This window comes from Bradyrhizobium sp. USDA 3240, assembly GCF_054063295.1.
Genome location: NZ_JBSSGD010000002.1, coordinates 6,461,667 through 6,484,193, shown reverse-complemented (window position 1 = coordinate 6,484,193; position 22,527 = coordinate 6,461,667). Strand labels below are relative to the sequence as shown.

Annotated in this window: 24 protein-coding genes; 11 read left to right on the top strand and 13 right to left on the bottom strand. The window is 65.1% G+C overall.

From position 1 onward, the window contains the following. The first annotated feature begins 126 nt into the window (after nt 1-126). Both ACVIGA_RS31380 and ACVIGA_RS31375 read left to right on the top strand, forming a co-directional pair. Entirely contained in the window at nt 127-549 is a 423-nt protein-coding gene (locus ACVIGA_RS31380) for a DUF2946 family protein (RefSeq protein ID WP_375776494.1), read from the top strand. Nucleotides 550-661: 112 nt separating this feature from the next. Next, nucleotides 662-3,019: a TonB-dependent receptor gene (locus tag ACVIGA_RS31375; RefSeq protein ID WP_456669047.1), complete on the top strand. Its 2,358-nt coding sequence runs from the start codon at nt 662-664 to the stop codon at nt 3,017-3,019. Between the two features lie 59 nt (nt 3,020-3,078). On the opposite strand, the gene ACVIGA_RS31370 is transcribed toward ACVIGA_RS31375, so the two are convergent. The 3 genes from ACVIGA_RS31370 to ACVIGA_RS31360 form a co-directional block, all read right to left on the bottom strand. After that, nucleotides 3,079-3,396 carry an EthD family reductase gene (locus ACVIGA_RS31370; RefSeq protein WP_092124536.1) on the bottom strand — a complete coding sequence of 106 codons (318 nt, stop codon included), beginning with the start codon at nt 3,394-3,396 and terminating at the stop codon, nt 3,079-3,081. Nucleotides 3,397-3,509: 113 nt separating this feature from the next. Then, nucleotides 3,510-4,022, bottom strand: a complete 513-nt coding sequence (locus ACVIGA_RS31365) for a GNAT family N-acetyltransferase (protein WP_456669046.1) — start codon at nt 4,020-4,022, stop codon at nt 3,510-3,512. 39 nt (nt 4,023-4,061) lie between these two features. Then, nucleotides 4,062-4,550, bottom strand: coding sequence for an NUDIX domain-containing protein (locus ACVIGA_RS31360; RefSeq protein WP_456669045.1), 489 nt, complete (start codon nt 4,548-4,550; stop codon nt 4,062-4,064). 147 nt (nt 4,551-4,697) lie between these two features. On the opposite strand from ACVIGA_RS31360, the gene ACVIGA_RS31355 reads away from it, so the two are divergent. Then, a complete protein-coding gene (locus tag ACVIGA_RS31355; RefSeq protein WP_456669044.1) occupies nt 4,698-5,585 on the top strand; it encodes a metallophosphoesterase family protein in 888 nt (295 codons plus the stop codon). Nucleotides 5,586-5,646: 61 nt separating this feature from the next. On the opposite strand, the gene ACVIGA_RS31350 is transcribed toward ACVIGA_RS31355, so the two are convergent. The 3 genes from ACVIGA_RS31350 to ACVIGA_RS31340 form a co-directional block, all read right to left on the bottom strand. Next, nucleotides 5,647-6,429, bottom strand: coding sequence for a glycine-rich domain-containing protein (locus ACVIGA_RS31350; protein WP_456669043.1), 783 nt, complete (start codon nt 6,427-6,429; stop codon nt 5,647-5,649). A gap of 65 nt (nt 6,430-6,494) precedes the next feature. After that, nucleotides 6,495-7,070: a hypothetical protein gene (locus tag ACVIGA_RS31345; protein ID WP_456669042.1), complete on the bottom strand. Its 576-nt coding sequence runs from the start codon at nt 7,068-7,070 to the stop codon at nt 6,495-6,497. A gap of 209 nt (nt 7,071-7,279) precedes the next feature. Continuing rightward, nucleotides 7,280-7,489 carry a DUF4170 domain-containing protein gene (locus ACVIGA_RS31340; RefSeq protein WP_223969444.1) on the bottom strand — a complete coding sequence of 70 codons (210 nt, stop codon included), beginning with the start codon at nt 7,487-7,489 and terminating at the stop codon, nt 7,280-7,282. A 243-nt stretch (nt 7,490-7,732) separates the two neighbouring features. On the opposite strand from ACVIGA_RS31340, the gene ACVIGA_RS31335 reads away from it, so the two are divergent. Continuing rightward, entirely contained in the window at nt 7,733-9,175 is a 1,443-nt protein-coding gene (locus tag ACVIGA_RS31335) for a helix-turn-helix domain-containing protein (protein ID WP_456669041.1), read from the top strand. Nucleotides 9,176-9,207: 32 nt separating this feature from the next. Here ACVIGA_RS31335 and ACVIGA_RS31330 read toward each other — a convergent pair whose 3' ends face one another. From ACVIGA_RS31330 to ACVIGA_RS31320, 3 genes are all read right to left on the bottom strand, one after another. After that, a complete protein-coding gene (locus ACVIGA_RS31330) occupies nt 9,208-9,465 on the bottom strand; it encodes a high-potential iron-sulfur protein (protein ID WP_456669040.1) in 258 nt (85 codons plus the stop codon). Nucleotides 9,466-9,801: 336 nt separating this feature from the next. Further along, nucleotides 9,802-10,233, bottom strand: a complete 432-nt coding sequence (locus ACVIGA_RS31325) for a hypothetical protein (RefSeq protein WP_456669039.1) — start codon at nt 10,231-10,233, stop codon at nt 9,802-9,804. 76 nt (nt 10,234-10,309) lie between these two features. Then, on the bottom strand, nt 10,310-11,074 hold the full coding sequence (locus ACVIGA_RS31320; RefSeq protein WP_456669038.1) for a S1 family peptidase: 765 nt from the start codon (nt 11,072-11,074) through the stop codon (nt 10,310-10,312). Nucleotides 11,075-11,357: 283 nt separating this feature from the next. Here ACVIGA_RS31320 and ACVIGA_RS31315 point away from each other — a divergent pair, with 283 nt between their 5' ends. Continuing rightward, entirely contained in the window at nt 11,358-11,771 is a 414-nt protein-coding gene (locus ACVIGA_RS31315) for a nuclear transport factor 2 family protein (RefSeq protein ID WP_456669037.1), read from the top strand. 266 nt (nt 11,772-12,037) lie between these two features. Here ACVIGA_RS31315 and ACVIGA_RS31310 read toward each other — a convergent pair whose 3' ends face one another. After that, entirely contained in the window at nt 12,038-12,373 is a 336-nt protein-coding gene (locus ACVIGA_RS31310; RefSeq protein ID WP_456669036.1) for a GYD domain-containing protein, read from the bottom strand. A 421-nt stretch (nt 12,374-12,794) separates the two neighbouring features. Between ACVIGA_RS31310 and ACVIGA_RS31305 the strand changes: the two genes are divergently transcribed. Together ACVIGA_RS31305 and ACVIGA_RS31300 are read left to right on the top strand one after the other, a co-directional pair. Continuing rightward, complete coding sequence (locus tag ACVIGA_RS31305; RefSeq protein WP_456669035.1) at nt 12,795-13,166, top strand: hypothetical protein; 372 nt, start codon at nt 12,795-12,797, stop codon at nt 13,164-13,166. A gap of 247 nt (nt 13,167-13,413) precedes the next feature. Further along, nucleotides 13,414-14,364 carry an aldo/keto reductase gene (locus ACVIGA_RS31300; RefSeq protein WP_456669034.1) on the top strand — a complete coding sequence of 317 codons (951 nt, stop codon included), beginning with the start codon at nt 13,414-13,416 and terminating at the stop codon, nt 14,362-14,364. A gap of 146 nt (nt 14,365-14,510) precedes the next feature. Here the strand turns inward: ACVIGA_RS31300 and htpX are convergent, their stop codons facing one another. Next, on the bottom strand, nt 14,511-15,443 hold the full coding sequence (htpX, locus tag ACVIGA_RS31295) for a zinc metalloprotease HtpX (RefSeq protein WP_456669033.1): 933 nt from the start codon (nt 15,441-15,443) through the stop codon (nt 14,511-14,513). Between the two features lie 222 nt (nt 15,444-15,665). Beyond that, nucleotides 15,666-17,318, bottom strand: a complete 1,653-nt coding sequence (locus ACVIGA_RS31290; protein WP_456669032.1) for an ATP-binding protein — start codon at nt 17,316-17,318, stop codon at nt 15,666-15,668. Nucleotides 17,319-17,532: 214 nt separating this feature from the next. Between ACVIGA_RS31290 and ACVIGA_RS31285 the strand changes: the two genes are divergently transcribed. The 4 genes from ACVIGA_RS31285 (at nt 17,533) to ACVIGA_RS31270 (ending at nt 21,822) form a co-directional block, all read left to right on the top strand. Continuing rightward, on the top strand, nt 17,533-18,849 hold the full coding sequence (locus ACVIGA_RS31285; protein ID WP_456670927.1) for a lytic murein transglycosylase: 1,317 nt from the start codon (nt 17,533-17,535) through the stop codon (nt 18,847-18,849). 275 nt (nt 18,850-19,124) lie between these two features. Next, entirely contained in the window at nt 19,125-19,628 is a 504-nt protein-coding gene (locus tag ACVIGA_RS31280; RefSeq protein ID WP_456669031.1) for a DUF1993 domain-containing protein, read from the top strand. Nucleotides 19,629-19,775: 147 nt separating this feature from the next. Next, complete coding sequence (locus ACVIGA_RS31275) at nt 19,776-20,630, top strand: SDR family NAD(P)-dependent oxidoreductase (protein ID WP_456669030.1); 855 nt, start codon at nt 19,776-19,778, stop codon at nt 20,628-20,630. Between the two features lie 88 nt (nt 20,631-20,718). Next, a complete protein-coding gene (locus ACVIGA_RS31270) occupies nt 20,719-21,822 on the top strand; it encodes an alkene reductase (protein WP_456669029.1) in 1,104 nt (367 codons plus the stop codon). Nucleotides 21,823-21,995: 173 nt separating this feature from the next. On the opposite strand, the gene ACVIGA_RS31265 is transcribed toward ACVIGA_RS31270, so the two are convergent. Continuing rightward, complete coding sequence (locus ACVIGA_RS31265; protein ID WP_456669028.1) at nt 21,996-22,469, bottom strand: MarR family winged helix-turn-helix transcriptional regulator; 474 nt, start codon at nt 22,467-22,469, stop codon at nt 21,996-21,998. Nucleotides 22,470-22,527: the final 58 nt, after the last annotated feature.

The following is a 22,527-nucleotide window of genomic DNA, read 5'->3' as shown; positions in this document are numbered from 1 at the left end:
CACCAGCAATGGATCGACACAGTGTGTCTGAACCACCGTTGACATCGCGGCCACCCTCCGATGTTATAATGTAACATCGGACGGCTGGGGAATGAGCGCCGTCCCGATGGGTGGGGCTCAATCGGCATGAAGTGGTTCCGAAGACGCATCAAGACTGGCTCGCGGCTTGCGCTGTTCGCGCTCGCTGTCCAGTTCGTGCTGTCATTCGGGCACTTCCACCCGATCGCAGCCGCGCAAGCGGCGCCCGCGGTCCAGACCGGCCTGTCGCTGCTCGATCTCGCCTATATCGGGACCTCGGCGACGCCGGACCTCGCAGTCCAGGTGACCGGGACCGAGCCGCCCACCAGGCCGGACAACGACCGGCATCCGGCGGATCATTGCGCGATCTGCACCGTGATCTCGCTCGCGAGCAGCATGCTGTTCACAGCGCCGCCGCTGCTGCTGTTGCCGGAAGCCATCGAGCTTCTGTTCCGCACCACCAATGCCGAATTCATCCACCTGAAATCGGCGCCTGCGGCCTTCCACTCCCGCGCACCTCCTCTGTCCTGACATCGACTGATTGCTGCACGCCCTGAGCGGACGGCCGCGTCACAGTTGCGGCCTGCTCCAGCAGGGCAAATCGGGATCGATCCGTCATTTCGACGGCACCTGGATCGGGACAATGACATTTCAGAAGAAACGAGCGCTCCACATCGGAGGCGCGAGCTGGCTGCTGCTCGGCGCAATGCATAGCAGCGCGCTGGCCGATGACACGCCGACGCAACTCCCTGACATCACGGTGACGGCGCCAAGCCCGATCCAGCGGCATCGGACTGTGCCAACACGCACGCCGGTTCACGTCGGCCGGGCTGCGCCGAGCCGCGATCGCGATCGCGCCGCGGCAGCGCAAGCGGCGCCGGCGCCTGCACCACAGCAGGGCGTACTGCCCGTCGTCACCGACCAGTTCGCAACGGTCACCGTGGTGCCCAATGAGGAACTGCGGCGCGCCGGCGGCGCCACGCTGGGCGATCTCCTGTTCTCCAAGCCCGGCATCACCGGTTCGAGCTTCGCGCCCGGCGCATCGAGCCGGCCGATCATCCGCGGCCTCGACGTCAACCGCGTCGGCATTGTCGAGAATGGCCTCGGCGGCGGCGGCGTCTCGGATCTCGGCGAGGATCATTTCGTGCCGATCGATCCGTTCTCGACCAACCAGATCGAGGTGGTGCGGGGACCTGCCGCGCTGCGCTACGGCTCGACCTCGATCGGCGGCGTGGTGAGTGCCACCAACAACCGCATTCCCGACGCGATGCCGGCCTGCGCGGCGGCGCCGTTCCAGAGCTACGGATTACCGGTGAAAGCGCCGCTGGCCGACACAGGCGCGCCCGGTTGCCTCAATGTCGAGACCCGCACGTCCGTCAGCTCGGTCAATCGCGGCGTCGAGGGCGGCATGCTGCTGGACGCCGGCGGCAACAATGTCGCGGTGCATGCCGACGTCTATGGCCGCACCAGCAGCGACTACAGCATCCCGAGCTATCCGTATCTGTTCGACCAGACCCGGCCGGTGAACGGCCGCCAGCCGAACTCCGCGACCCAGTCGGATGGCGCATCGGTCGGCGCGTCCTACTTCTTCCAGGGCGGCTTTATCGGCGCGTCGATCACCCAGAACGACTCGCTCTACCACATCCCCGGCATCGACGGCTCCGATCACCGGACCCGGATCGACGCGCATCGGACCAAGATCGCGGTCAAGGGCGAGTACCGGCCCGATGCGGCTGCGATCGACGCCGTGCGGTTCTGGGTCGGCGCGACCGACTATCGGCACAACGAGCTCGGCCTCGCCGATCCGGCCGACCTGTTCAGCGACGGCGTGCGGCAGACCTTCACCAGCAAGGAGCAGGAGGCCCGTGTCGAGGTGCAGATGATGCCGTTCAACGCGCGCTTCGCCACGGTGACCACGGCGTTCGGCCTGCAGGGCGGACACCAGGAGCTGACTGCGCCGAGCCCGGACAACCCGGGCACGCTGTTCAACGGACTGTGGAGCCCGAACAACAACAACCGCATCGCGGGTTATGTGTTCAATGAGTTCAAGTTCACGGATTCGACCAAGGCGCAGCTCGCCGGCCGCATCGAGCATGTCGAGCTGCACGGATCGACGCCGGATTTCCCGGCGGACTTCCTGCCGGACGGCGCGCCGCAAAGCTCGGTTTCACGCAATCCGTCCTACACGCCGGTCAGCGGCAGCGTCGGGCTGATCCAGAACCTGCCCGGCGACCTCGTCGGCAGCATCACGGCGCAATATGTCGAGCGCGCGCCGAAGCCCGCCGAGCTGTTCTCGCGCGGCGCGCATGATGCCACCGCGACCTTCGACATCGGCAATCCGAACCTGACCATCGAGACCGCGAAATCGGTCGAGGTCGGCCTGCGCAAGGCGACCGGCCCGTTCCGCTTCGAAGCCACTGCCTACTACACCCGCTTCAGCAATTTCATCTATCGCCGCCTGACCGGAGTGATGTGCGGCAGCGATTTCGACTCCTGCGGCAACGGCGATCCCGGCAACGAGGGCCGCCAGGCGGTCTATTCGCAGCGCGATGCAACCTTCCGCGGCGCCGAATTCCAGAGCCAGCTCGACATCGGCCCGCTCAACGGCGGCATCTGGGGCATCGAGAACCAGTTCGACGTGGTGCGCGCCACCTTCACCGACGGCAGCAACGTGCCGCGGATTCCGCCGGTGCGACTCGGCGGCGGCGTCTACTGGCGCGACAGCAACTGGTTCACCCGGATCAACCTGGTGCACGCCTTCGCGCAGAACGACATCGCTGTCATCGGCGAGACCCCGACCGCGGGCTACAATCTGCTGAACGCGGAGATCACCTACAACACCAAGCTCAACCAATCGTGGATTGGTGCGCGCGAGATGACGCTTGGCCTGGCCGGCAACAATCTGCTCAACCAGAACATCCGCAACTCGGTGTCCTACACCAAGGACGAGGTGCTGATGCCGGGCCTCGGCGTGCGGGCTTTCGCCAATCTGAAGTTCTGAGACGAGCGAATCCCTCTGCCATCAGCGGCAGAGGGATCATGCTCTGATGTCCGCGCCGTTCAGTGACCGACGACGACTTCGCTGATCTGAATCACCGGCTGCAGATCGGTGTAATTCGGAATGTCGCCCATGATCTCCTGGGCGTGCTTGCCCATGCCGGCTGCGAAGGCTTCAACCGAGTCGCAGAAGATGTGGCACATCCCGACATAGGTTGCGGGCGTCCCCGGCGCGCCGCCGGCGAGACCCTTGTCGACGGTGTAGTATTTGCAGGCGTCGCCGAGGCGCGCCTTCACCAGCGGCATGTGCTTGTCGCGATAATACTCGTGATCAAAGCGTGCGCCTGGATTGTTCGGATACATCACACTGACCTTGATCATGGCGCGCACTCTCCCTGTTGATATGACATGCGCCGGTCTTGTCCCGGCGCTTGCCTCAACTGTGCTTCAGTTTCCGAGAGTGCGCAACCGTTCAGGCAACACTCGCGGAAACGTCAGATCGCCTTGCTCCAGTCAGGCTGGATCGGGCCGGATACGCCCTCGGCAGCGCCGTCAACCAGTTCCATGACAAGCAGGCGACTGTAGTCGACCGGGCCTGGCATCGTCATCCGTCCCTTCGGGACCGGCTTGAAGCCGACCCGCGAATAATACGGCGCGTCTCCGACCAGCACGATCAGCCGATGGCCCTTGGCGCGGGCGTCGTTGATCGCGCGCTCGAGCAGCGCGCGGCCGACGCCGCGGCTGCGGAACGGCGGCTCGACCGTCAACGGCCCGAGCATCAGGGCCGGCGTATCGCCAATGCAAACCGGCAGCTGACGCACCGAACCGACCAGCAGCGTGCCGATCCGCGCCGTGAAGGAGACGTCGAGCAGATGATCGACATGCTCGCGCAACCGGTAGGCGCTGAGCGCGAAGCGGCCGGGCCCGAAGGTGCGCTCGGTCAGGCGCTCGATCGCCTGGGCGTCTTTCGGGGTCTCGGGCAGGATGGTCAGGGACAGTTCAGTCATTGTGGGGCGCGGGATAGCATCTGGCGCGGGCGCGGTCCATCACCGCCATGTGGCCGGCGATGGCTTTCCCTCGAGCACCTCCGCGACCCGCAGCCGCGTACCGGGGGTGGTGTCGTCAGGCAGGTCAGCCGGATCGAAGAAGCCGCAGGCCACGATCTCGCGATTCGGCTCCGGGAGGCGGTCCTGGCGGTAGTTCCTGACGACATAGACCGCGACATGATCGCGCGGCGAGACGTGGCTGTTGTGGAAGATGCCGTGCAGCACCGGCGTGCCGTCGAGCTCGATCCGCCCTTCCTCTTCGAGCTCGCGCCGCAGCGCTTCGATAAAACTTTCACCGACCTCGACCCCGCCGCCGGGCAGATACCAGCCATGGACATAGCTGTGCTTGACCAGGAACACCTTGTTGTCGGCGTCGAGCACCACGGCGCGGACCCCGAGCGTCATGCCGCGGGCCAGCCGCCAGTAGAAATGAAACACCCACCTGAGCTGCGGCTCGCAGCGTTTGCGTAAATCCTCAAGGACCGTCACTGAACCCTCGACACCATGGTGTTTGACCCATGCTTTGATCCTTGCGCGGCTGCGCAGCTCTTGCCAATACAGGGCAGGACGTTCGGGATAGCACGACATGACCGGTGGCCGGCCAGTTTTCACGGACAATCCGAAGGGTATCGCGTGATGGCGGTGTTCCGCCTCGCACATCTGTCGGATCCGCATCTGCCGCCGCTGCCGGCGGCGCGGCTGCGCGATCTCGCCGGCAAGCGCGCCTTCGGCTATTTGAATTGGACGCGCAACCGTCACAAATATCATCGGCGCGACGTGCTCGACACGCTGGTGTCGGACATGCAGGCGCAGCAGCCGGACCACATCGCCCTAACCGGCGACCTCGTCAATCTGGCGCTGGATGCCGAGTTCAATCCGGCGCGGCAATGGCTCGAGGGTGTCGGCGGCGCTGCCGACGTCACTGTCGTCCCAGGAAATCACGACGCCTATGTGCGCGCGACCCGGCATCGCTTCGTCAGTCACTTCGGCGACTATCTGCGCGGCGACGCCGATGGCGCGGCGACACATTTTCCGTTCGTGCGCCGCCGCGGCCCGGTGGCGCTGATCGGCGTCTCCTCGGCCGTGCCGACGCCGCCGCTGATGGCGACCGGCTGGCTCGGCCATGCCCAGCTCGGCGCGCTGGATACGATCCTCGCGCAGCTGTCGCGGGAGGAGGCCTTCCGCGTGCTGCTGGTGCATCACCCGCTGCACTCCGACGGGCGTGCCAAGCGGCTGACCGATTCGCATCAGCTGCTGGCGCTTCTCAAGCGGCACGGCGTCGAGCTGGTGCTGCATGGCCATGACCACATCCATTCGACGATGTGGTTCGACGGCCCCGAGCGGAAGATCCCGGCGATCGGCGTGCCGTCGGCATCGGCGCTGGCGCGCAAGCACTATCCGGCGGCGGCCTACAATCTGTTCTCGATCGAGCGTGACGGCAATGGCTGGCGCTGCGAGCAGACCGTGCGCGGCCTGGGCGCTCATGACGGCATTCGCGAGCTCAGGCAAGTGCGGCTATCCTAGAGCATTTTGTATCGACGCGTTTTCTTCACGCGAACCGGTGTCCACTTCGCTCGAAAACGCTCTAATCACCGCCCCCGCCGCCGCCACACCCACCGCCACAGCCGCCTCCGCTGTCGCCGCCACCCCCACCGTCGCCGCCGCCTCCATCACCGCCGCCGTGGCCACCTCCGTCACCACCATCGCCGCCATGGCTTCCGTCACTGCCGGCATCGCCAAACCCCGCCGACGATCCATCGATCGACGAGTCGGAGAAATCGCCGCCGCAATACGGACTGCTGCCGCCGATGCCGCTGCGGCGCAGCGCCTCGCAGTCGGTGTGATAGATGAAGCCGCCCGCAATGTTCAGCTTGGCGTCGAGCGCGAACAACAGCGGCAGCCGCGTCGGCCTGACCGGATCGATGTTCTCGTATTTGCAGCAGTACCACCAGACCCGCCGCAGCCCCTCATTGCTCCGACGCCGCTCCTTCACCAGCACGACCGCTGGCGTGTGATGCAGGAAGCTGCCGAAGGCGCGGCGGCAGAACGCGTCGTACTCGCGGGTGTAGAGAATGAATTCGTGCCAGAGGTCGTCGGCCGCTTGCGACGGCATCGAGACGTAGCGCTTGCCGCTCATTAGATAGGCGAGGAAGAACTGCCGCAGGCCGCGCGACACCAGCGCGCTGTCCTTGCGGCTGAAGCCGGGGTGATGCTTCTCGAGCCGGGCCAAGAGGCCGGCCGGCCACTTGAAGGTGCGGATATATTCTGCGCGCCGCAGCGTCTGCCATTTGCCGAACAGCACGGCGCTACCGACCACCGCGGCAGCCGCCAGGGCGCCGAAAAATGCCGAGGCGGGTGTTATGACCACGATGCCCCCGCCCCTTCCTTCATTTCTTTTTCGGAAAACCGCTTCGCACTTTTCCGGATCATGCCTTAGAAATTCTGCAAGCTCGCAAGCAGCGCGAAGCCGAACAGCGCCAGCGCGCCCAGGATGAAGCCGAGCACGAACGTGCCGACCCCGCCGCGGCGCTTCGGCGCCACCACCGGTACTGGCGGCGGTGCCGGCGGCTCGGCAACCGGAAGCGGCGTTGCCACCATCGCATGCTCGCGCTCGATCATGCGCCGCGCGACATAATCGGTGACCGCATCGACGATCACAGCCACGTCGTGCGATTCGGCGAGCACGATGCGGCCGAACCGCGTGTCCTGCACGAAGCGGTAGATGCGCTTGTCGCGGCCCATCAGCACATGCGCGACGACGTCGATCCACAGCCGCGGCGTCTCGCCTTGGCTGATGCCGCGGTCGAACAGATCGACCTTCTCAGGCACCTGCGCGAACAGCGGATCGAGCGCGTCGTTGAGGATCTCGAGCCGCGCCACCTCGGCATCGCGCAACTCGACCACGACGCCGGTGCGATCGGCCGCCTCGATCCGCGCCCGCCGCAGCGCCTCTCGCAGCGTCGGCCGCATCTCGCGCGCCTCGCTGCCGGTGTTGTGCGGATCGGACATGCCTTACGGCCTCGTGGTGACGGGTTGCCTTACCCATTAACCTATCAGCAACCATGACGTCCGCAAAGCACGTTGGTTCCCAAGCACTTAGGCGGCCACTTATCCCCAGATGAAAGATCCCGGCGCTGTCCCAAAAGCGGTCGACCCCACCCGGATGAACCGGATGGGGCCGCCGTCCTTGGACGTTTCTTAGCTCAGGTAATTTGGTGTCAGGCCGAAACCCGCGACGGCTCCTCGACGATCGAGAAGCGCACGCCGGCCTTGTGGCGGCTCTCTTCCGAGACTTCCTTCCAGCACTCTTCGGCTTCCTTGCGGGTCTTGAACGGACCGCGGACCTGGGCGGAGCCTTCGACGAGCTTGTGGAAGTTCATCGAGCCGAACTCGCCGCCGATCACCCAGAAATTGCTGCTCTTGCTCATCGTCAGTCTCCTCTAAAAAATCCTGCTGCCTCTGCTCAGCCGCCTGAATTCTGATCCCCGCGATCTGCTCGCCGCACCGACATTCTTGACAGAGCATCGCGAAGTGCGTGTCAGGAGATAAACGCGAAAAGGCGAACTTCGTACAGATGCCTTGTTTTTTATTGGTGATGTTATGTAACATATGAACTTGTAATAAATGTCAATTTGTAAATCTTGTCACAAAAACAGGTCAGGAAGGCTGTCATGCCTGGCGAGTCGGGAAAGAAGCTGTTCGTCGGTCCGCGCTTCCGGCGGATCCGCCAGCAATTGGGGCTGTCGCAGACCCAGATCGCCGAGGGGCTCGGCATCTCGCCCTCCTACATCAACCTGATCGAACGCAACCAGCGCCCGGTGACGGCGCAGATCCTGCTGCGGCTGGCCGAGGCCTACGACCTCGATCTGCGCGACCTTGCCACCGCCGACGAGGACCGCTTCTTCGCGGAACTCAACGAGATCTTCTCCGATCCCCTGTTCCGCCAGATCGACCTGCCGAAGCAGGAGCTGCGCGATCTCGCCGAGCTCTGCCCCGGCGTGACGCATGCGCTGCAACGGCTCTACGCCGCCTATACCGAGGCGCGCCGCGGCGAGACGCTGGTGGCGGCCCAGATGGCCGATCGCGAGGGCTCGCAGTTTGACGCCAACCCGATCGAGCGGGTGCGCGACCTGATCGAGGCCAACCGCAACTATTTTCCGGAGCTCGAGACCGCGGCGGAAAATCTGCGCGACGAGCTCAACGTGCCGACCGAAGGCCTGTTCACGGCGCTCGCCACGCGGCTGCGGGAAAAGCATTCGATCGTCACCCGCGTCATGCCGGTCGACGTGATGCGCGAGACGCTGCGCCGTTTCGACCGTCATCGCCGGCAGATCCTGATCTCCGAACTCGTCGACAGTGCCGGCCGCAGCTTGCAGCTCGCGCTGCAGATCGGCTATGTCGAATGCGGCGCCGCGATCGATGCGATCGTCAGTCGCGCCGGCCCGCTCGACGACACCGCGCGCCGGCTCTATCGCATCACGCTCGCCAACTATTTCGCGGCGGCCGCGATGATGCCCTATCAGGCATTTCATTCCGCGGCCGAGGCCTTGAGCTACGACGTCCACGTGCTGGCGCAGCGCTTCAATGCCGGGTTCGAGCAGGTCTGCCACCGCCTCACCACGCTGCAGCGGCCGAACGCGCGCGGCGTGCCGTTCTTCCTGTTGCGGGTCGACAATGCCGGCAACGTGTCGAAGCGGTTTTCCTCCGGCACCTTCCCGTTCTCCAAATTCGGCGGCACCTGCCCGCTCTGGAACGTGCATTCGACCTTCGACATGCCCGACCGCCTGCTGAGCCAGGTGATCGAGCTGCCGGACGGCACGCGCTACTTCTCAATCGCGCAGACGGTGCGGCGGCCGGTGGCGCCCTATCCGCAGCCGCAGCCGCGCTTTGCGATCGGGCTCGGCTGCGAAATCCGTCATGCGGCGAAGCTCGTCTATGCGACCGGCTTGGATCTGGAGAAGGTCGAGGGCACGCCGATCGGCGTCAACTGCCGGCTCTGCGAGCGCGAGAATTGCAGCCAGCGCGCCGAACCGCCGATCACGCGCAGCCTGATCCTGGACGAGACCACGCGGCGGGTGTCGTCGTTCGCGTTCTCGAATGCGCGGGAGTTGTGAGGCGGTGTACCTCTCCCTCGGAGGCGCAAGACTCAATCGACCGCGGCAAAGGCCTTGCACCAGCCGTCCTTGCTGATGGCGCCCTCTACCACCTTGCAGCCGTCGGGCGCGACGAACAGCGTGCACAGGCCGCAGGAGTAGATGCCGTTCGGCGTGTCCTGGTATTCGGCTTGCGGTTTTGTCATCTTGTCGGAGGCCGCGGTGGGTCGCGGCAGAAGTGCCGCGGGAATTCCGGAGATGGCGACGGCGATGAACGCACGTCGCGAACATTCAGACTGTTGTTTGGCCATGGTGTTCACCCCATGCGTCGTCCCGGCGAAAGCCGGGACCCATACTCCGCGGCAGGCATTGTAAACGGGACTCGTCGTTCCGGCATCGCGCAATTCGTGGTTATGGGTCCCTGCTTTGGCAGGGACGACACCGAGGTAGGGAAGCAGTCCAATCCCGTCATCTCTCCACCCGTCATTCCGGGGCGTGCGAAGCACGAGCCCGGAATCCATTGAGCCGCATCACTCGTGGCGAAATGGATTCCGGGCTCTCGCTTCGCTCGCCCTCAGGTGCGCAATTGCGCACCGGGGAATGACGAAGGGCGGTGCCCCCCGGAATGCAGATGCGTAGCCGGCCGCTCAGGGTTTGCGCAGGTTGAGCGAGAAGCGCAGATTCAGCGGCTGCAACATTTCCGGCGGCGGCGCTTCGCCGACATTGCCGCGCTTCAGGATGGTGCGCAGGTCCTCGGTCGCGCCGGCATCATTGAGCGCCGGAAACGCGACGCGCTCGACGGTGCCGTCCGGGTTGAGCCATGCGCGCACCACGAGCGTCGGCGGCGGCCCGTTCTCCTTGCCGGAATGCTCGATGACCCAGTTGCGGAAGCGGTTGGCGACCGTCTCGTCGGCCGCGATCCACTCCTCGAACCGGTATTTGACCAGCTTGGCAAACTGCGCCCATGACGGCGGCGCCTGTTCCGGATTGCGAAAGTTGGCGTCCTGGGCGTGGCCCGGCGCCGGGGACAGGATCAAGAGGCCGAACGAGAGCACGAGCGTGCCCCGCAAGATGAGCATGGTTCTGGACAAGGGTTGACCGCAGACAGCTGACAGGACGACGCGCGAGCATCAACGCTGGCCAGCAACTAGTCGCTCATTGTTGCAGGCATGTGACGCGCGCCGAGATGCTGGCAGCGCGATGCGCGCGGGACGCGGTGCCGCTCAGCTGCGGCCGGTCGTCTTCCTGGAAGCGCACGCCATGCGCGGCAAGGAAGGATTTGGCGTGCACGGCATCGACCGCCAGTACGCGATCGAGCGTGGTCCTGCGGCTCACCACGCCTTCGACGAGGCCGCGGGAATCCAGCACCGGCGCACCGCTGGTGCCGAAGGTGACGTTCGAGCGCAGCACGAGGTGCTCGGGATCGCGCAGCGTGGTATCGACGAACGCATTGGCGAGCGATCCGCCATGCGCGAGCATCGGCTTCAGGCGGTCATAGGCCTCGGCAAACACCATGTCGTTGGCAACCGACGTATTCGCGCGCGGGAAGACCGCCGCGAGACCGAGCGTGCGCGGCACCTTGATCAATGCAATGTCGCTCGCGGCCAGCGCCACCACGCGCGCCGCGACGGCCCGGCCCTCCTTGCTGACGACAATGCGGGCGCAATCCGCCACCGCATGCCGCGCGGTCAGCATATGTCCGAGATCGTCGACAAAGAAGGCGGTGCCGTCGAGCCGCTGGCTGACGGCCGGCGGGCCGGTGACGTCACGCGCCAGCGGCTTCGCCGCTTCGATCTGTCGCGCCGGCTGAAACGGAGAAAATGGCACTTGCGCCATCACCCGCGGCGGCGTGAAGCCAACGAGCGCGCAGCCGATCGCAATACCGCAGGCCAGCCGAACAATGCCGACAGGCAATTTCACGCGCGCCATCGACGCCGCGCTCAAACTCGGAACCAAGTGATGCACTTTGAGAACCCGACCCGCCCTTCAACGTCGCCGCGCAAATCGTTGGCCGGCAACGTTTGTACATACACCGCACTTGAAGGCGGCTGAAGACCCCGCGGACGATGCGGCGCGCAGAACGCTTTCGAACGAACGGCCGTCACGACGATGTATCAAAATGTGAAACGATGACTTTCCATCATTGCCGTTCCAGGACGGCGGCTGCGACCACATCATCTCAGAAGTCACATGGAGGTCTCAGATGAACGAGCATGCCAGCAAGACCAGCGTTCCGCTCTCGGCGGGCGCAGACGCGAGCTGGATCGAAACGCTGCTCATCCGCAACCTCCCGGAGGTTTTCGGTGAAGGCGATCCAGTGCCCCGCAGGGCGGCAATTGAAGAGCTCTACACCGCGGACTGCATGCTCTACGCGCCGCCGGGCATTCTCGTCGGCCGCGACGCGCTCGACAAGTTCGCCGGCGATCTCCGCGCGACGCATCCGCACTTTGTTTATACGCCGCACGGCGCGCCGCAGGCGCTGCACAATTCGGGACGCCTGGCGTGGGGCTCCGGACCGAAAGGCGAAACGCCGGTCTATACCGGCGTGGATTTCATCATCGCGCGGGACGGCAAGATCGCGGCGCTTTACGTGTGTCTGGACTCTCCGCCCTCATGAGCGGCGGCGGCACGGTGCCGCAATCGCCGCGCCGAAGACGCGCTTAACGAGGCGGCGGACGTCATGCGACGGCACAACCGGCCGGGGCTATGCGAGCCAGCATGCGCGCGCGACATCCGCCTGAGCGACTGCCCATCCGTTAACGCGCCCCGGATCTGCGGCGCGCAACGGCCCTCGCCTCCGCGCGGGACACTGCGAAGCGCCGCCGCGCGCGAGTGACAGCGGTCATCAGATCGATCTGTGCCGCGTTTCGTGGTCTGTGCCTGCTAGCTTCCTGGAGGTGAATAAGCAGCCTTGAGCTTGCTCGCGTGCTGACGCACCACCTTGATCTCGTCCTGCGTGAACAGCCGGACCAGCTTCGCATTCTGGATGGCGCCCGACGCCACGACCACGCCGGTGATGGCAGGCGCCACGGTCGGATCCGGCACGTCGAAGATCACCATCACGCCGGGGCCATCGGCCGCCGTGCTGTACATCGAAATCAGCTTGCCGCCGGCCGTCTCGATCAACTTTTTGGCCGCCTCATACCGATTGGTTGTCGGGCTCTCCATGATGTTGTTGATGGAACGCGGCGTGTATTCCCCTGAGAGGCAGAAATGCATGGCAATCCCTCCACTTGGCTGGGAATGAATAAATCAGTCGCCCGGGCGTGACCCAGGCAGAAGGTTTTTCGTACTGAAAATGAGACCGTAAGGCCTGCCGATGGCCATTTGCGCTGCCGCGCATTCTCCGGAATTCGGCGTGACCGGTGGCAGCTCGCCGCGCAATCTACATCAAATGACCGGCAAATGAAATTGCGTTTCGCAACGCCGGAAATAATCGCCCCGTCATCGAACGACCATGAAGGGCAGCCCGCCTGACCTGATGCGCGAGCGAGCGCCGCCGATCGTCTCTGCATCGGACACAGCGCGACGCCGCGATGCGCACGGCAGAACGAATCTCGTGGCGACGAACGTCCTGTGGTAGATGTCACCCGCGCTCATTGCCGAGCGCGTAGCTCGATTGAACAGGGAGTTTTCAGATATGAATTTCCGTGCATTTGGCATTTCAATTGTCGGATTGCTTGCGGCGGTCTCTGCGACGGCGGCTGCGGATTCTCCACCGAGCTATCAAAGCGATCCGGACACCTACAAGGTCATCTTCGAGGATCAGAATTTCCGCGTCATCGCCGCGACATGGAAGAAGGGGACCACAGACAAGCCGCATTCGCACCCGGTGCCGTTCGTGGTCTATCCGCTGACCGACTGTACCATTCGCCTGCACAATGCCGACGGCACCACGCGAGACACCCCCAGCAAGGCAGGCACGGCGTTTGCCGGGCCACTCGTGGTGTCTCACACCGCCGAGAACATCAGCAGCGACGACTGCAAGGCGGTCTTCGTCGAGCGCAAATAGCCGAGCCGCCGGCGGCGAAATCTCCGCGATCATCCGTCGGCATTCCAACAGGGCAATGCCGGCGGATCCCGTGACAGATGACCCGCAACGCTGCTCCCAAACTGGACGGCAGCGTCGCGCGTTTGCGGTCGGCTCTGGTCGCAACCGCTCGGAAACAGCGCAATGCGGACCCCGGCGTGCCTTGCAAACAAGGCCGATCTGCCTCAGTCTCCCGCGCCTCCCGTCAAGAACAAGCGAAAGAACACTCATGAAGCATCGCGCGCTCGGCCGCTCCGGCCTCACCGTCCCTCCCCTCTGCTTCGGTTGTAATGTGTTCGGCTGGACGGTGGACGAGGCTGCATCTTTCCGGCTGCTCGACACCGTGCTGGAGCATGGGCTGACATTCCTCGATACGGCCGACGTTTATTCGCGCTGGGTGCCGGGCCATCACGGCGGCGAGTCCGAGACGATCATCGGTAAATGGATGAAGGCGCGCGGCAACCGCAACCGCATCATTCTCGCCACGAAGGTCGGCATGGACATGGGTAACGGCAATGTCGGCCTGAAGCCGGACCACATCGCGCGCGCCGTCGAGGACTCGCTGCGCCGGCTGCAGACCGACCACATCGACCTCTACCAGTCCCACAAGGACGATGAGGCGACGCCGCAGGAAGAGACGCTGGCGGCTTACGACAAACTGATCAAGGCCGGCAAAGTCAGGGCGATCGGCGCCTCGAATTTCTCGGCGGAACGGCTCAAGAGCGCGCTGGATATTTCCAAGGCGAATGGGCTGCCGCGCTATGAGAGCATGCAGCCCGAATACAGCCTAGCGGAGCGGTCGAGCTACGAAGGTGCGCTGCAACGCGTCTGCGTCGAGAACGACGTCGGCGTGATCACGTTCTTCTCGCTCGCTGCGGGATTCCTGACCGGCAAATATCGCTCGGAGAGCGACTTCGCCAAGAGCCCTCGCGGCACGCGCAGCATTCCGAAATACATGAACCCACGTGGCATGCGCATCCTCGCCGGCCTCGACGAGGTCGCCGCAGAGACCCACGCCGAGCCGGCCGCGGTCGCACTCGCCTGGCTGATGGCGAAGCCCGGCATCACCGCACCGATCGCCAGCGCCACCAAGCCCGAGCAGGTCGCAACGCTGGTCGCGGCCGCCAAGCTCGAGCTGAGCAAGGGTCAGGTCGAACGGCTGGACACAGCTAGCGCGTAGCGGCGCAAGCTAGGCCTGCTGGCTCTGGGGGGAGGGCTGGGGTGGGGGCTCTCTCCGCGAGTCGTATCATGGAGATAGCCCCACCCGCCGCAAGCGGGGGAGGCGAAGGAAATGTGCGGCCGTTATTCAGCCTATCTCACCTCGCCCTAGCCCCACGGCCCACGCTGGCCCGAGGCACCGCCCCACGGGCTGCGCGGCGGATAGCTGGCGCCGCCCGGGCGCGGCGCGGTCTGGGTACCGAGCTCGGCGGCGAGCTGCTGCAGCGCGGCGATGCGGTTCGCGGTCGAGGGGTGGGTGGCGAACAGATTGTCGACACCGTGGCCCGACAGCGGGTTAATGATGAACATGTGCGCGGTGGCCGGATTGCGCTCGGCTTCCATGTTCGGCAGCTGATGCGAAGCGTTCTCGATCTTCGCGAGCGCGGACGCCAGCCACATCGGCTGGCCGACGATGCGCGCGCCGAGATTGTCAGCGGCGTATTCGCGGGTGCGGCTGATCGCCATCTGTACCAGCATGGCGCCGAGCGGCGCCAGGATCATCATCGCGATCGAGCCGACGATGCCGGGGCCGTTGTTGTTGCGGTTGCCGCCGAAGAACATGCCGAACTGCGCCAGCATCGAGATCGCGCCGGCGATCGTCGCGGTGATCGTCATGGTCAGCGTGTCGTGATGCTTGATATGCGCAAGCTCGTGCGCGATCACGCCGGCGAGCTCTTCGCGGCTGAGCTGCTGCATCAATCCCGTGGTGACGGCGACCGCCGCATTCTCCGGATTGCGGCCGGTCGCGAATGCGTTCGGCTGCGCCTCGTCCATCACGAACACGCGCGGCATCGGCAGAGCGGCGCGCTGCGCGAGCTCCGCGACGAGATTGTAAAGCTCCGGCGCCGAACGCGCATCGACCTGATGGGCGCCGTACATCGACAGCACCATGCGATCGGAATTCCAGTAGGTGAACAGATTTGTCGCAGCCGCAACGACCAGCGCGATCACAGCGCCAGTGCCGCCGCCGATCAGATAGCCGACGCTCATGAACAGCGCGGTGAGGCCGGCAAGCAGGAGCGCGGTGCGGAAATAATTCATCGTGGTTCCCTCACGGCGAGCGGATGCTGCCACAACTGACGCCGTTGAGGTAGGGATTTTGCCGCGGAAGCCGCAAGGGGAAGGTGTGCGTCGCAGCGACGTGGCGCGGGTTAACGATTGGTCATGTGCAGAGGCAATCGGTAGCCCGCATGAGCGAAGCGACATGCGGGGTAAGACCGGTCCCGTAGGTCGCTGTCGCTCATGCGGGCTACGATCCCGCGCCTACTCGGCCGGCTCCCGCGCGATCACCGCCTCCTGCGCGCGCAGCGCGACCCGCAGCATGCGGGCGAGCTGGGCGCGGCTGTAGGGCTTTGCCAGGAACAGGATGCCCTGCTCGAGCTTACCGTCCTGGTCGATGGCGTCATCGGTGTAGCCCGAGGTGAACAGCACGCGCAGGTCGGGGCGCCGTTTCTGCGCCTCGGTGGCGAGATCGCGTCCGTTAATCGCACCGGGCATGATGACGTCGGTGAACAAGAGATCGACCGGCACGCCGCTGTCGAGCACGGCAAGCGCTTCGCCGCCATTGTTGGCCGAGCGCGTCGTGTAGCCGAGGCTCTCGATCTGGGTCAGCACGTAGGAGCGCACCAGTTTGTCGTCCTCGACCACAAGCACGATCTCCTGCGCGCCGCGCACCTCCGGCTGCCGCCGCTCGGGTGCGGCGGCCGGCGAGAGCACCGCCGCGCGCGGCAGATAGAGCATCACCCTGGTGCCACGGCCGACCTCGCTGTCGAGCGCGATGTGGCCGTTGGACTGCTTGACGAAGCCGTAGACCATGGAAAGCCCGAGGCCGGTGCCCTTGCCGACGTCCTTGGTGGTGAAGAACGGCTCGAACACTTTGGCGAGATCGGCTTCCGCGATGCCTTGGCCGTTGTCGATCAGCGCGATCGCAACATAGTCGCCGGCGGCAAGTCCGTCATGGCCGTGCACGTCTGATGGCTTCAGTTCGGCCGCGCGGGTCTCGATCCGCACCCTGCCGCCCTTCGGCATCGCGTCGCGCGCGTTCAGCGCGAGATTGATGATCGCGGTGACCAGCTGGTTGGAATCGACCAGCGCGCGCGGCAGATCCGGCATCGGCCAAAAATCGATATCGACATGGTCGCCGATGGTCGGCCGCAGCAGGTCGATGGTGTCGACCATCAACGCATTGACATCGACATCGCTCGGCTGCAGCGGCTGCTTGCGCGCGAAGGCCAGCAGATGCCGCGTCAGCGACGCACCGCGCTCGGCGGCGTCGCGGATCAGGCTGGTGATCTCGGTGAGCTGGCGATTGTGGGTGACCGCCTCGGCCAGGATGTCGATGGTGCCGGTGATGACGGTGAGGATATTGTTGAAGTCGTGCGCGATGCCGCCGGTGAGCTGGCCGACCGCTTCCATCTTCTGCGCCTGGCGGATCTTGCTCTCGTTGACTTCGGCCTCGCGGAAACGCTCGAGCAGGAAATCCGAGCGCTGGCGCTGCCGTCCTTCTTCGGCGAGCGCAACATGCGCCTCGCGCAGCTGTTGCTCGGTCGGGATCGCCAGGATTCTCGGGATCAGCGGCCAGAGCAGCACCGCGGTGAAGATCGAGGCGACGGCGGTCAGCGCCTTGACGATGCCTTCGAGCCCGTAGATCGGCACCCACAGCGTGTAGATCGAGAACACATGCGTGAGGCCGCAGGCGAGGATGAACACAGCAAACGGCCAGGCCATCCAGCCGAATTGGAAGTCGCGCCGCTTGGAGACGAGGATCGCCAGCGCAAACGGAATCGAGAAATACGAAGCGGCAATGATCGCGTCTGAAATCACGTGCAGCCAGATCAGCTCCGGCTCCCACAACAGGCAGATGCCGTGTGGCGAAAACGTCGACGAATCCACCAGCCGCTCGAGAAAACTCCACATGGGTCCCTCCGGGCGTGATCGATCCGCCGACACCCCTGCCCGCGAATCACCTGCCGATCATAGCGGCGGCCCTTCAACCTGCCGAAGCCCAATTGGTCTAACACCAGCACCCCCGTTGTTGCCCGGTGTCGCCCTGGTGTATGCAGGATGGGCCTTGATCCCCCTTTCCCAGCCGGTGACATCGATGCCAGCATCTCCCCTCCGCGCCCCGATCATGATCGCAGCGATCGCGGGGGCGCTGGCACTCTCCTCCCTTGCCCTGGCGCAGCAACCGCTGCCCAATCCCGCCGGCCCGGCTCCGGTCAGGGCGCGCCCGACCACCACAGCATCGCCAAGGGCTGCGTCCTGCCACAACGGGCAGAGCTTCGATCGCTTCCTCGCCGAGCTGAAACAGAAGGCGGTCGCCGCCGGCGTCTCGCAGCGGACGATCGCGGAGACAGCGCCCTACCTGGTTTACGACCAGGGCATCGTCAACCGCGACCGCGGCCAGCGCGTGTTCGGGCAGATCTTCACCCAGTTCGCCGGCCGCATGGCTGCGAACTACCGCATGCAGCAGGGCCAGCAATACATCCGGACCTACGCGGCCGCGTTCGCGCGCGCCGAGAAGGAGTATGGCGTGCCGCCGGCGGTGATCGCCGCGTTCTGGGGACTGGAGAGCGATTTCGGCGTCCAGATGGGCAATCTGCCGACGCTGAAATCGCTGGTGTCGCTGGCTTATGATTGCCGCCGCTCGGAGATGTTCCAGGGCGAGACCATCGCGGCGCTGAAGATCATCGAGCGCGGCGACCTGACGCCCGACGAGATGATCGGCTCATGGGCCGGCGAACTCGGCCAGACGCAATTTTTGCCGACGCACTATTTCAACTATGCCGTCGACTATGACGGCGACGGCCATCGCAATCTGCTCGCCAGCGGCCCCGACGTGATCGGCTCGACCGCGAACTACATCGCCAACGGATTGAAGTGGCGGCGCGGCGAGCCGTGGCTGCAGGAGGTGCGCGTGCCGCAGGCCCCGAATTTTCCTTGGGACCAGGCCGACCTCACCGTCAAGCTGCCGCGCTCGAAATGGGCAGCGCTCGGCATCACGCTGACCGACGGCAAGGCGCTGCCGAATGACGAGATGCCGGCCTCGCTGCTGCTGCCGATGGGCCGGATGGGTCCGGCGTTCCTCGCCTACCCGAACTTCGCCGCCTACACCGAGTGGAATAACTCGCTGATCTATTCGACCACGGCCGGCTATCTCGCCGGCCGCATCGCGGGCGCACCGCCGATGCAGCGTCCGCACGCACCGGTCGCGCAGCTGCCGTTCAACGAGATCAAGGAGCTGCAATCGCTGCTCGCGCGCGCCGGCTACGACGTCGGCAAGATCGACGGCGTGCTGGGCCAGGCGAGCCGCAGCGCGGTGAAAGCGATGCAGATGAAATACGGCCTGCCGGCGGATTCCTGGCCGACCGCGGAGCTCTTGGCGCGGATGCGCGGCGGTGGCCGTGCGCAGCCGGCCGCGGATGCAGCGGTGCCGGGGACGCGGTAGGGACGTCGTCGGGCTTTCTGGGTAGCAAGCAGTGCTTTTGAACCGTCACCCTGAGGAGCGCGAAGCGCGCCTCGAAGGGTCGACGGCCACCGACCGGGCCGTGCATCCTTCGAGACGCACTACGCGCCCCTCAGGATGACGGGATTGAGAAGGCACCCCGGGAAACATTTGACCAAGTGTTACAGCCGCCCGCAGTTGTATTCTTCCCCTCGCGGCCCCATGTGCAGCATCGCCGTTCGGCAGATCCGGATTTCATCAAAACAAAGAGCATCCCCATGTCCTTTCATGACGCCGTCGTCCCCGCCTATTTGCAGATCCTCAACAGCCTCACCGGCGAGCTGACCAAGGCCGAGGCGCATTGCGAAGCGAAGAAGATCGCGCCCGAGGTGCTGCTGGGATCGCGGCTCTATCCCGACATGCTGCCGCTGACCAAGCAGGTGCAGCTGGTCTGCGATCACGCCGCACGCGGCTGCGCGCGGCTGACCCATAGCGAGGTGCCGTCGACGCCCGACACCGAGAAGAGCTTCGGTGAACTGAAACAGCGGCTGGCGAAGACGATCGACTATGTGAAGTCGTTCAAGCCGGAGCAGTTCGACGGCGGCGATGCCAAGGACGTCACCTTCCCGATCGGCCCCGATCGCACCATGACCTTGAAGGGCCAGCAGTTCGTCAGCGCCTTCTCGTTCCCGAACTTCTACTTCCACGCCGTCACCGCGCACGGCATCCTGCGCCACAACGGCGTCGAGGTCGGCAAGCGCGATTTCCTCGGCGTGAGCTGACGCGCGTCGCGCGTCATTCCGGGGCGTCCGAAGGACGAACCCGGAATGACGTTGCTGCAATCGAAATTCCCCGCTGCGGGATTTTCGCCTCGCGCGCACAGCCGTGCTACTGCTCCTTGACAACAACAAGACGTCAGGGAGCACGCCATGTCGACCCACGCACCGAAAGCCGTCGATCCGTCCGCCTCGCTGCATGCGGAATCGCTTGGGCTTGCCAAGAACCATGGCCGCCTGGCCGGCCGGCGCATCATCGTGGTCGGTGCCGGACAGCGCACAACCGTTGACGAAGAGCCGCCGATCGGCAACGGCCGCGCGATGAGCGTGCTGTTCGCGCGCGAAGGCGCCTCGGTCGCGTGCCTCGACGTCAATCGGGAGGCCGCCGACAACACCGTCGCGCAGATCACAGGCGAGGGCGGCAAGGCCTTCACCGATGTGGTCGATGTCTCCGACGTCGCGGCGATCGCGCCTGCGGTCGAACGCTGCGCGCAAAAGCTCGGCGGGCTCGACGGGCTGGCGCTGAATGTCGGCATTTCCTCCGGCCTGTCGCTGCCCAAGATGACGGCGGAAGCCTGGGATCGCGACTACGCCGTCAATGTACGCAGCCACATGCTGTTCGCGCAGAAGGCGCTCGAGGTGATGGCGCCGGGCGGCGCGATCATCCTGATCTCCTCGATGGCGAGCCAGCGCGCCGGCGGCCGTAACCCGGCCTATGAATCCTCCAAGGCGGCGCAGATCGCGCTGGGACGGGCGATCGCGCGGGCCGGCGAGGACAAGGGCATTCGCTGCAATGTGATCGCGCCGGGCTTCATGGACACGCCGATGGGCCGAGATGCCAGCCGCAGGCGATCGGATCGCGCCGTGACGGTACCTTTCGGCCGCCAGGGCACCGGCTGGGAGGTCGCCTATACTGCGCTGTTCCTGATTTCGAATGAATCCTCCTATGTGAACGCGCACACGCTGTTCCTCGATGCCGGCCACATGGGCGGAATTGTGCGCGGCTAGCCTGCAAACTGGGCATATCCCGGCCATTGCGCTCGTCGCGGCAATGCACAAATCTCTCCTCATCGATCATTGTCTGGAACCGTTTCACATGAGCCAACCGACCAAACTTCTCGAGCCCTACAAGCTTGGCCCGCTGACGCTGCCGAACCGCTTCGTGATGGCGCCGCTGACGCGCAACCGCGCGGTGCCGCCCGGCATGGTGCCAAGCCCGCTCGCGGTGGATTATTACGGCCAGCGCGCCTCCGCCGGCCTTCTGGTCACCGAAGCGAGCCAGGTCTCGCAGCAGGGCCAGGGCTATCAGGACACGCCTGGCATCTATTCGAAGGAACAGGTCGCGGCCTGGCGCAAGGTCACCGATCGCGTGCATGAGCGCGGCGGCCACATCTTCATCCAGCTCTGGCATGTCGGCCGCATCTCGCATACCTCGCTGCAGCCGAATGGCGGCGCGCCGGTGGCGCCGAGCGCGATCCGCGCCAAGACCAAGACCTTCGTGAACGGCACCTTCGCCGACGTGTCCGAGCCGCGCGCGCTCGAACTGTCGGAAATCCCCGGGATCATCGAGGATTTCAAGCGCGGCACCGCGAATGCGCTGGCGGCCGGTTTCGACGGCGTCGAGATCCATGGCGCCAACGGCTATCTGCTCGACCAGTTCGCCAGGGACGGCACCAACAAGCGCACCGACGCCTATGGCGGCGGAATCGAGAATCGCGCCCAGCTGATGCTGGAAGTCTCGAAGGCGGTCGCCAAGGAGGCCGGCGCTGAGCGTACCGGCATCCGCATCTCGCCGGTGACGCCAGCCAACGATGTCTCCGACAGCAATCCGCAACCACTGTTCGACTACATCGTCGACCAACTCAATGCGCTGAAGCTGACCTATATCCACGTCATCGAGGGCGCGACCGGCGGCCCGCGCGACATCGCGCCGTTCGACTACGCCTCGCTGCGCAAGCGCTTCAAGCAGGCCTATGTCGCCAACAACGGCTACGACTTCGCGCTGGCGGAGAAGGTGCTGGAGGCAGGTGCTGCCGACCTGATCGCGTTCGGCAAGCCGTTCATCTCCAACCCCGATCTGGTCGAGCGACTCAAGGCCGGCGCCCCGCTCAACGACTGGGACAAGGCGACCTTCTACGGCGGCGGCGCCAAGGGCTACACGGATTATCCGACGCTGAAGGCGACCGAAGCGGCGGAGTGACGCGATCCGCTTTCTCAGCATCGTCATTGCGAGCGGAGCGAAGCAATCCATAGAACCGCATACGTAGAAGCATGGATTGCTTCGTCGCTATCGCTCCTCGCAATGACGGAAGACGACAAGGCCGGGATCGCTCCCGGCCCTTATTCGTCATGCCTCCGCGCTCTCGGGGATTTCTACGCCTCGGCAGCCTCACCGCTCTCAACCTCCTCCGCGACCATACGGTCGAGGTTTCGATTGAGCCGCCGCAGCAGGTCGAGTAGGGTTGCGGCTTCGGCTGCGGTAAAACCCGCGAGCGCCTGGTCCTGATTGCGATGCAACGCCCTGCGCGCGGCCGGCAGTTTGGCCTTGGCCGCCTTGGTCAGCGACACAAGCTGGCTGCGGCCGTCGCCCGGCGTCGGCCTTCGCTGCACCAGGCCATCGCGCTCCATCCGCGCCAATATCTGCGCCATCGACGGCTGCTCGACCTTAGCGGCGCGGGCGAGATCGCGCTGTGACATCGCCTTGCCGTCACGCAGCAGATAGATCACGGGCAATTGCCCGATGCTGAAGCCGTGCGGCTTCACGCGCCGCTCGCCGAGCCTGAGGAAGCTGCGCGATGCCATGTTGACCAGCGGCGCCGGACGATCGAACAGGTCCCAGTCGGTCACGATCCCACCATTTACATAGGCCCCTATTTATAATAGATCGGTACCTATGTATCCTGTT

Bases quoted from the DNA above. Each gene is read 5' to 3' on its own strand.
- ACVIGA_RS31310 (WP_456669036.1), bottom strand. From the start codon at position 12,373: ATGCATTTCTGCCTCTCAGGGGAATACACGCCGCGTTCCATCAACAAC.
- ACVIGA_RS31270 (WP_456669029.1), top strand. From the start codon at position 20,719: ATGAGCCAACCGACCAAACTTCTCGAGCCCTACAAGCTTGGCCCGCTG.
- ACVIGA_RS31290 (WP_456669032.1), bottom strand. From the start codon at position 17,318: ATGTGGAGTTTTCTCGAGCGGCTGGTGGATTCGTCGACGTTTTCGCCA.
- ACVIGA_RS31335 (WP_456669041.1), top strand. From the start codon at position 7,733: ATGCCTGGCGAGTCGGGAAAGAAGCTGTTCGTCGGTCCGCGCTTCCGG.
- ACVIGA_RS31375 (WP_456669047.1), top strand. From the start codon at position 662: ATGACATTTCAGAAGAAACGAGCGCTCCACATCGGAGGCGCGAGCTGG.
- ACVIGA_RS31330 (WP_456669040.1), bottom strand. From the start codon at position 9,465: ATGGCCAAACAACAGTCTGAATGTTCGCGACGTGCGTTCATCGCCGTC.
- ACVIGA_RS31345 (WP_456669042.1), bottom strand. From the start codon at position 7,070: ATGTCCGATCCGCACAACACCGGCAGCGAGGCGCGCGAGATGCGGCCG.
- ACVIGA_RS31325 (WP_456669039.1), bottom strand. From the start codon at position 10,233: ATGCTCATCTTGCGGGGCACGCTCGTGCTCTCGTTCGGCCTCTTGATC.
- ACVIGA_RS31315 (WP_456669037.1), top strand. From the start codon at position 11,358: ATGAACGAGCATGCCAGCAAGACCAGCGTTCCGCTCTCGGCGGGCGCA.
- ACVIGA_RS31275 (WP_456669030.1), top strand. From the start codon at position 19,776: ATGTCGACCCACGCACCGAAAGCCGTCGATCCGTCCGCCTCGCTGCAT.
- ACVIGA_RS31280 (WP_456669031.1), top strand. From the start codon at position 19,125: ATGTCCTTTCATGACGCCGTCGTCCCCGCCTATTTGCAGATCCTCAAC.
- ACVIGA_RS31285 (WP_456670927.1), top strand. From the start codon at position 17,533: ATGATCGCAGCGATCGCGGGGGCGCTGGCACTCTCCTCCCTTGCCCTG.
- ACVIGA_RS31305 (WP_456669035.1), top strand. From the start codon at position 12,795: ATGAATTTCCGTGCATTTGGCATTTCAATTGTCGGATTGCTTGCGGCG.
- htpX (WP_456669033.1), bottom strand. From the start codon at position 15,443: ATGAATTATTTCCGCACCGCGCTCCTGCTTGCCGGCCTCACCGCGCTG.
- ACVIGA_RS31365 (WP_456669046.1), bottom strand. From the start codon at position 4,022: ATGACTGAACTGTCCCTGACCATCCTGCCCGAGACCCCGAAAGACGCC.
- ACVIGA_RS31370 (WP_092124536.1), bottom strand. From the start codon at position 3,396: ATGATCAAGGTCAGTGTGATGTATCCGAACAATCCAGGCGCACGCTTT.
- ACVIGA_RS31340 (WP_223969444.1), bottom strand. From the start codon at position 7,489: ATGAGCAAGAGCAGCAATTTCTGGGTGATCGGCGGCGAGTTCGGCTCG.
- ACVIGA_RS31355 (WP_456669044.1), top strand. From the start codon at position 4,698: ATGGCGGTGTTCCGCCTCGCACATCTGTCGGATCCGCATCTGCCGCCG.
- ACVIGA_RS31380 (WP_375776494.1), top strand. From the start codon at position 127: ATGAAGTGGTTCCGAAGACGCATCAAGACTGGCTCGCGGCTTGCGCTG.
- ACVIGA_RS31300 (WP_456669034.1), top strand. From the start codon at position 13,414: ATGAAGCATCGCGCGCTCGGCCGCTCCGGCCTCACCGTCCCTCCCCTC.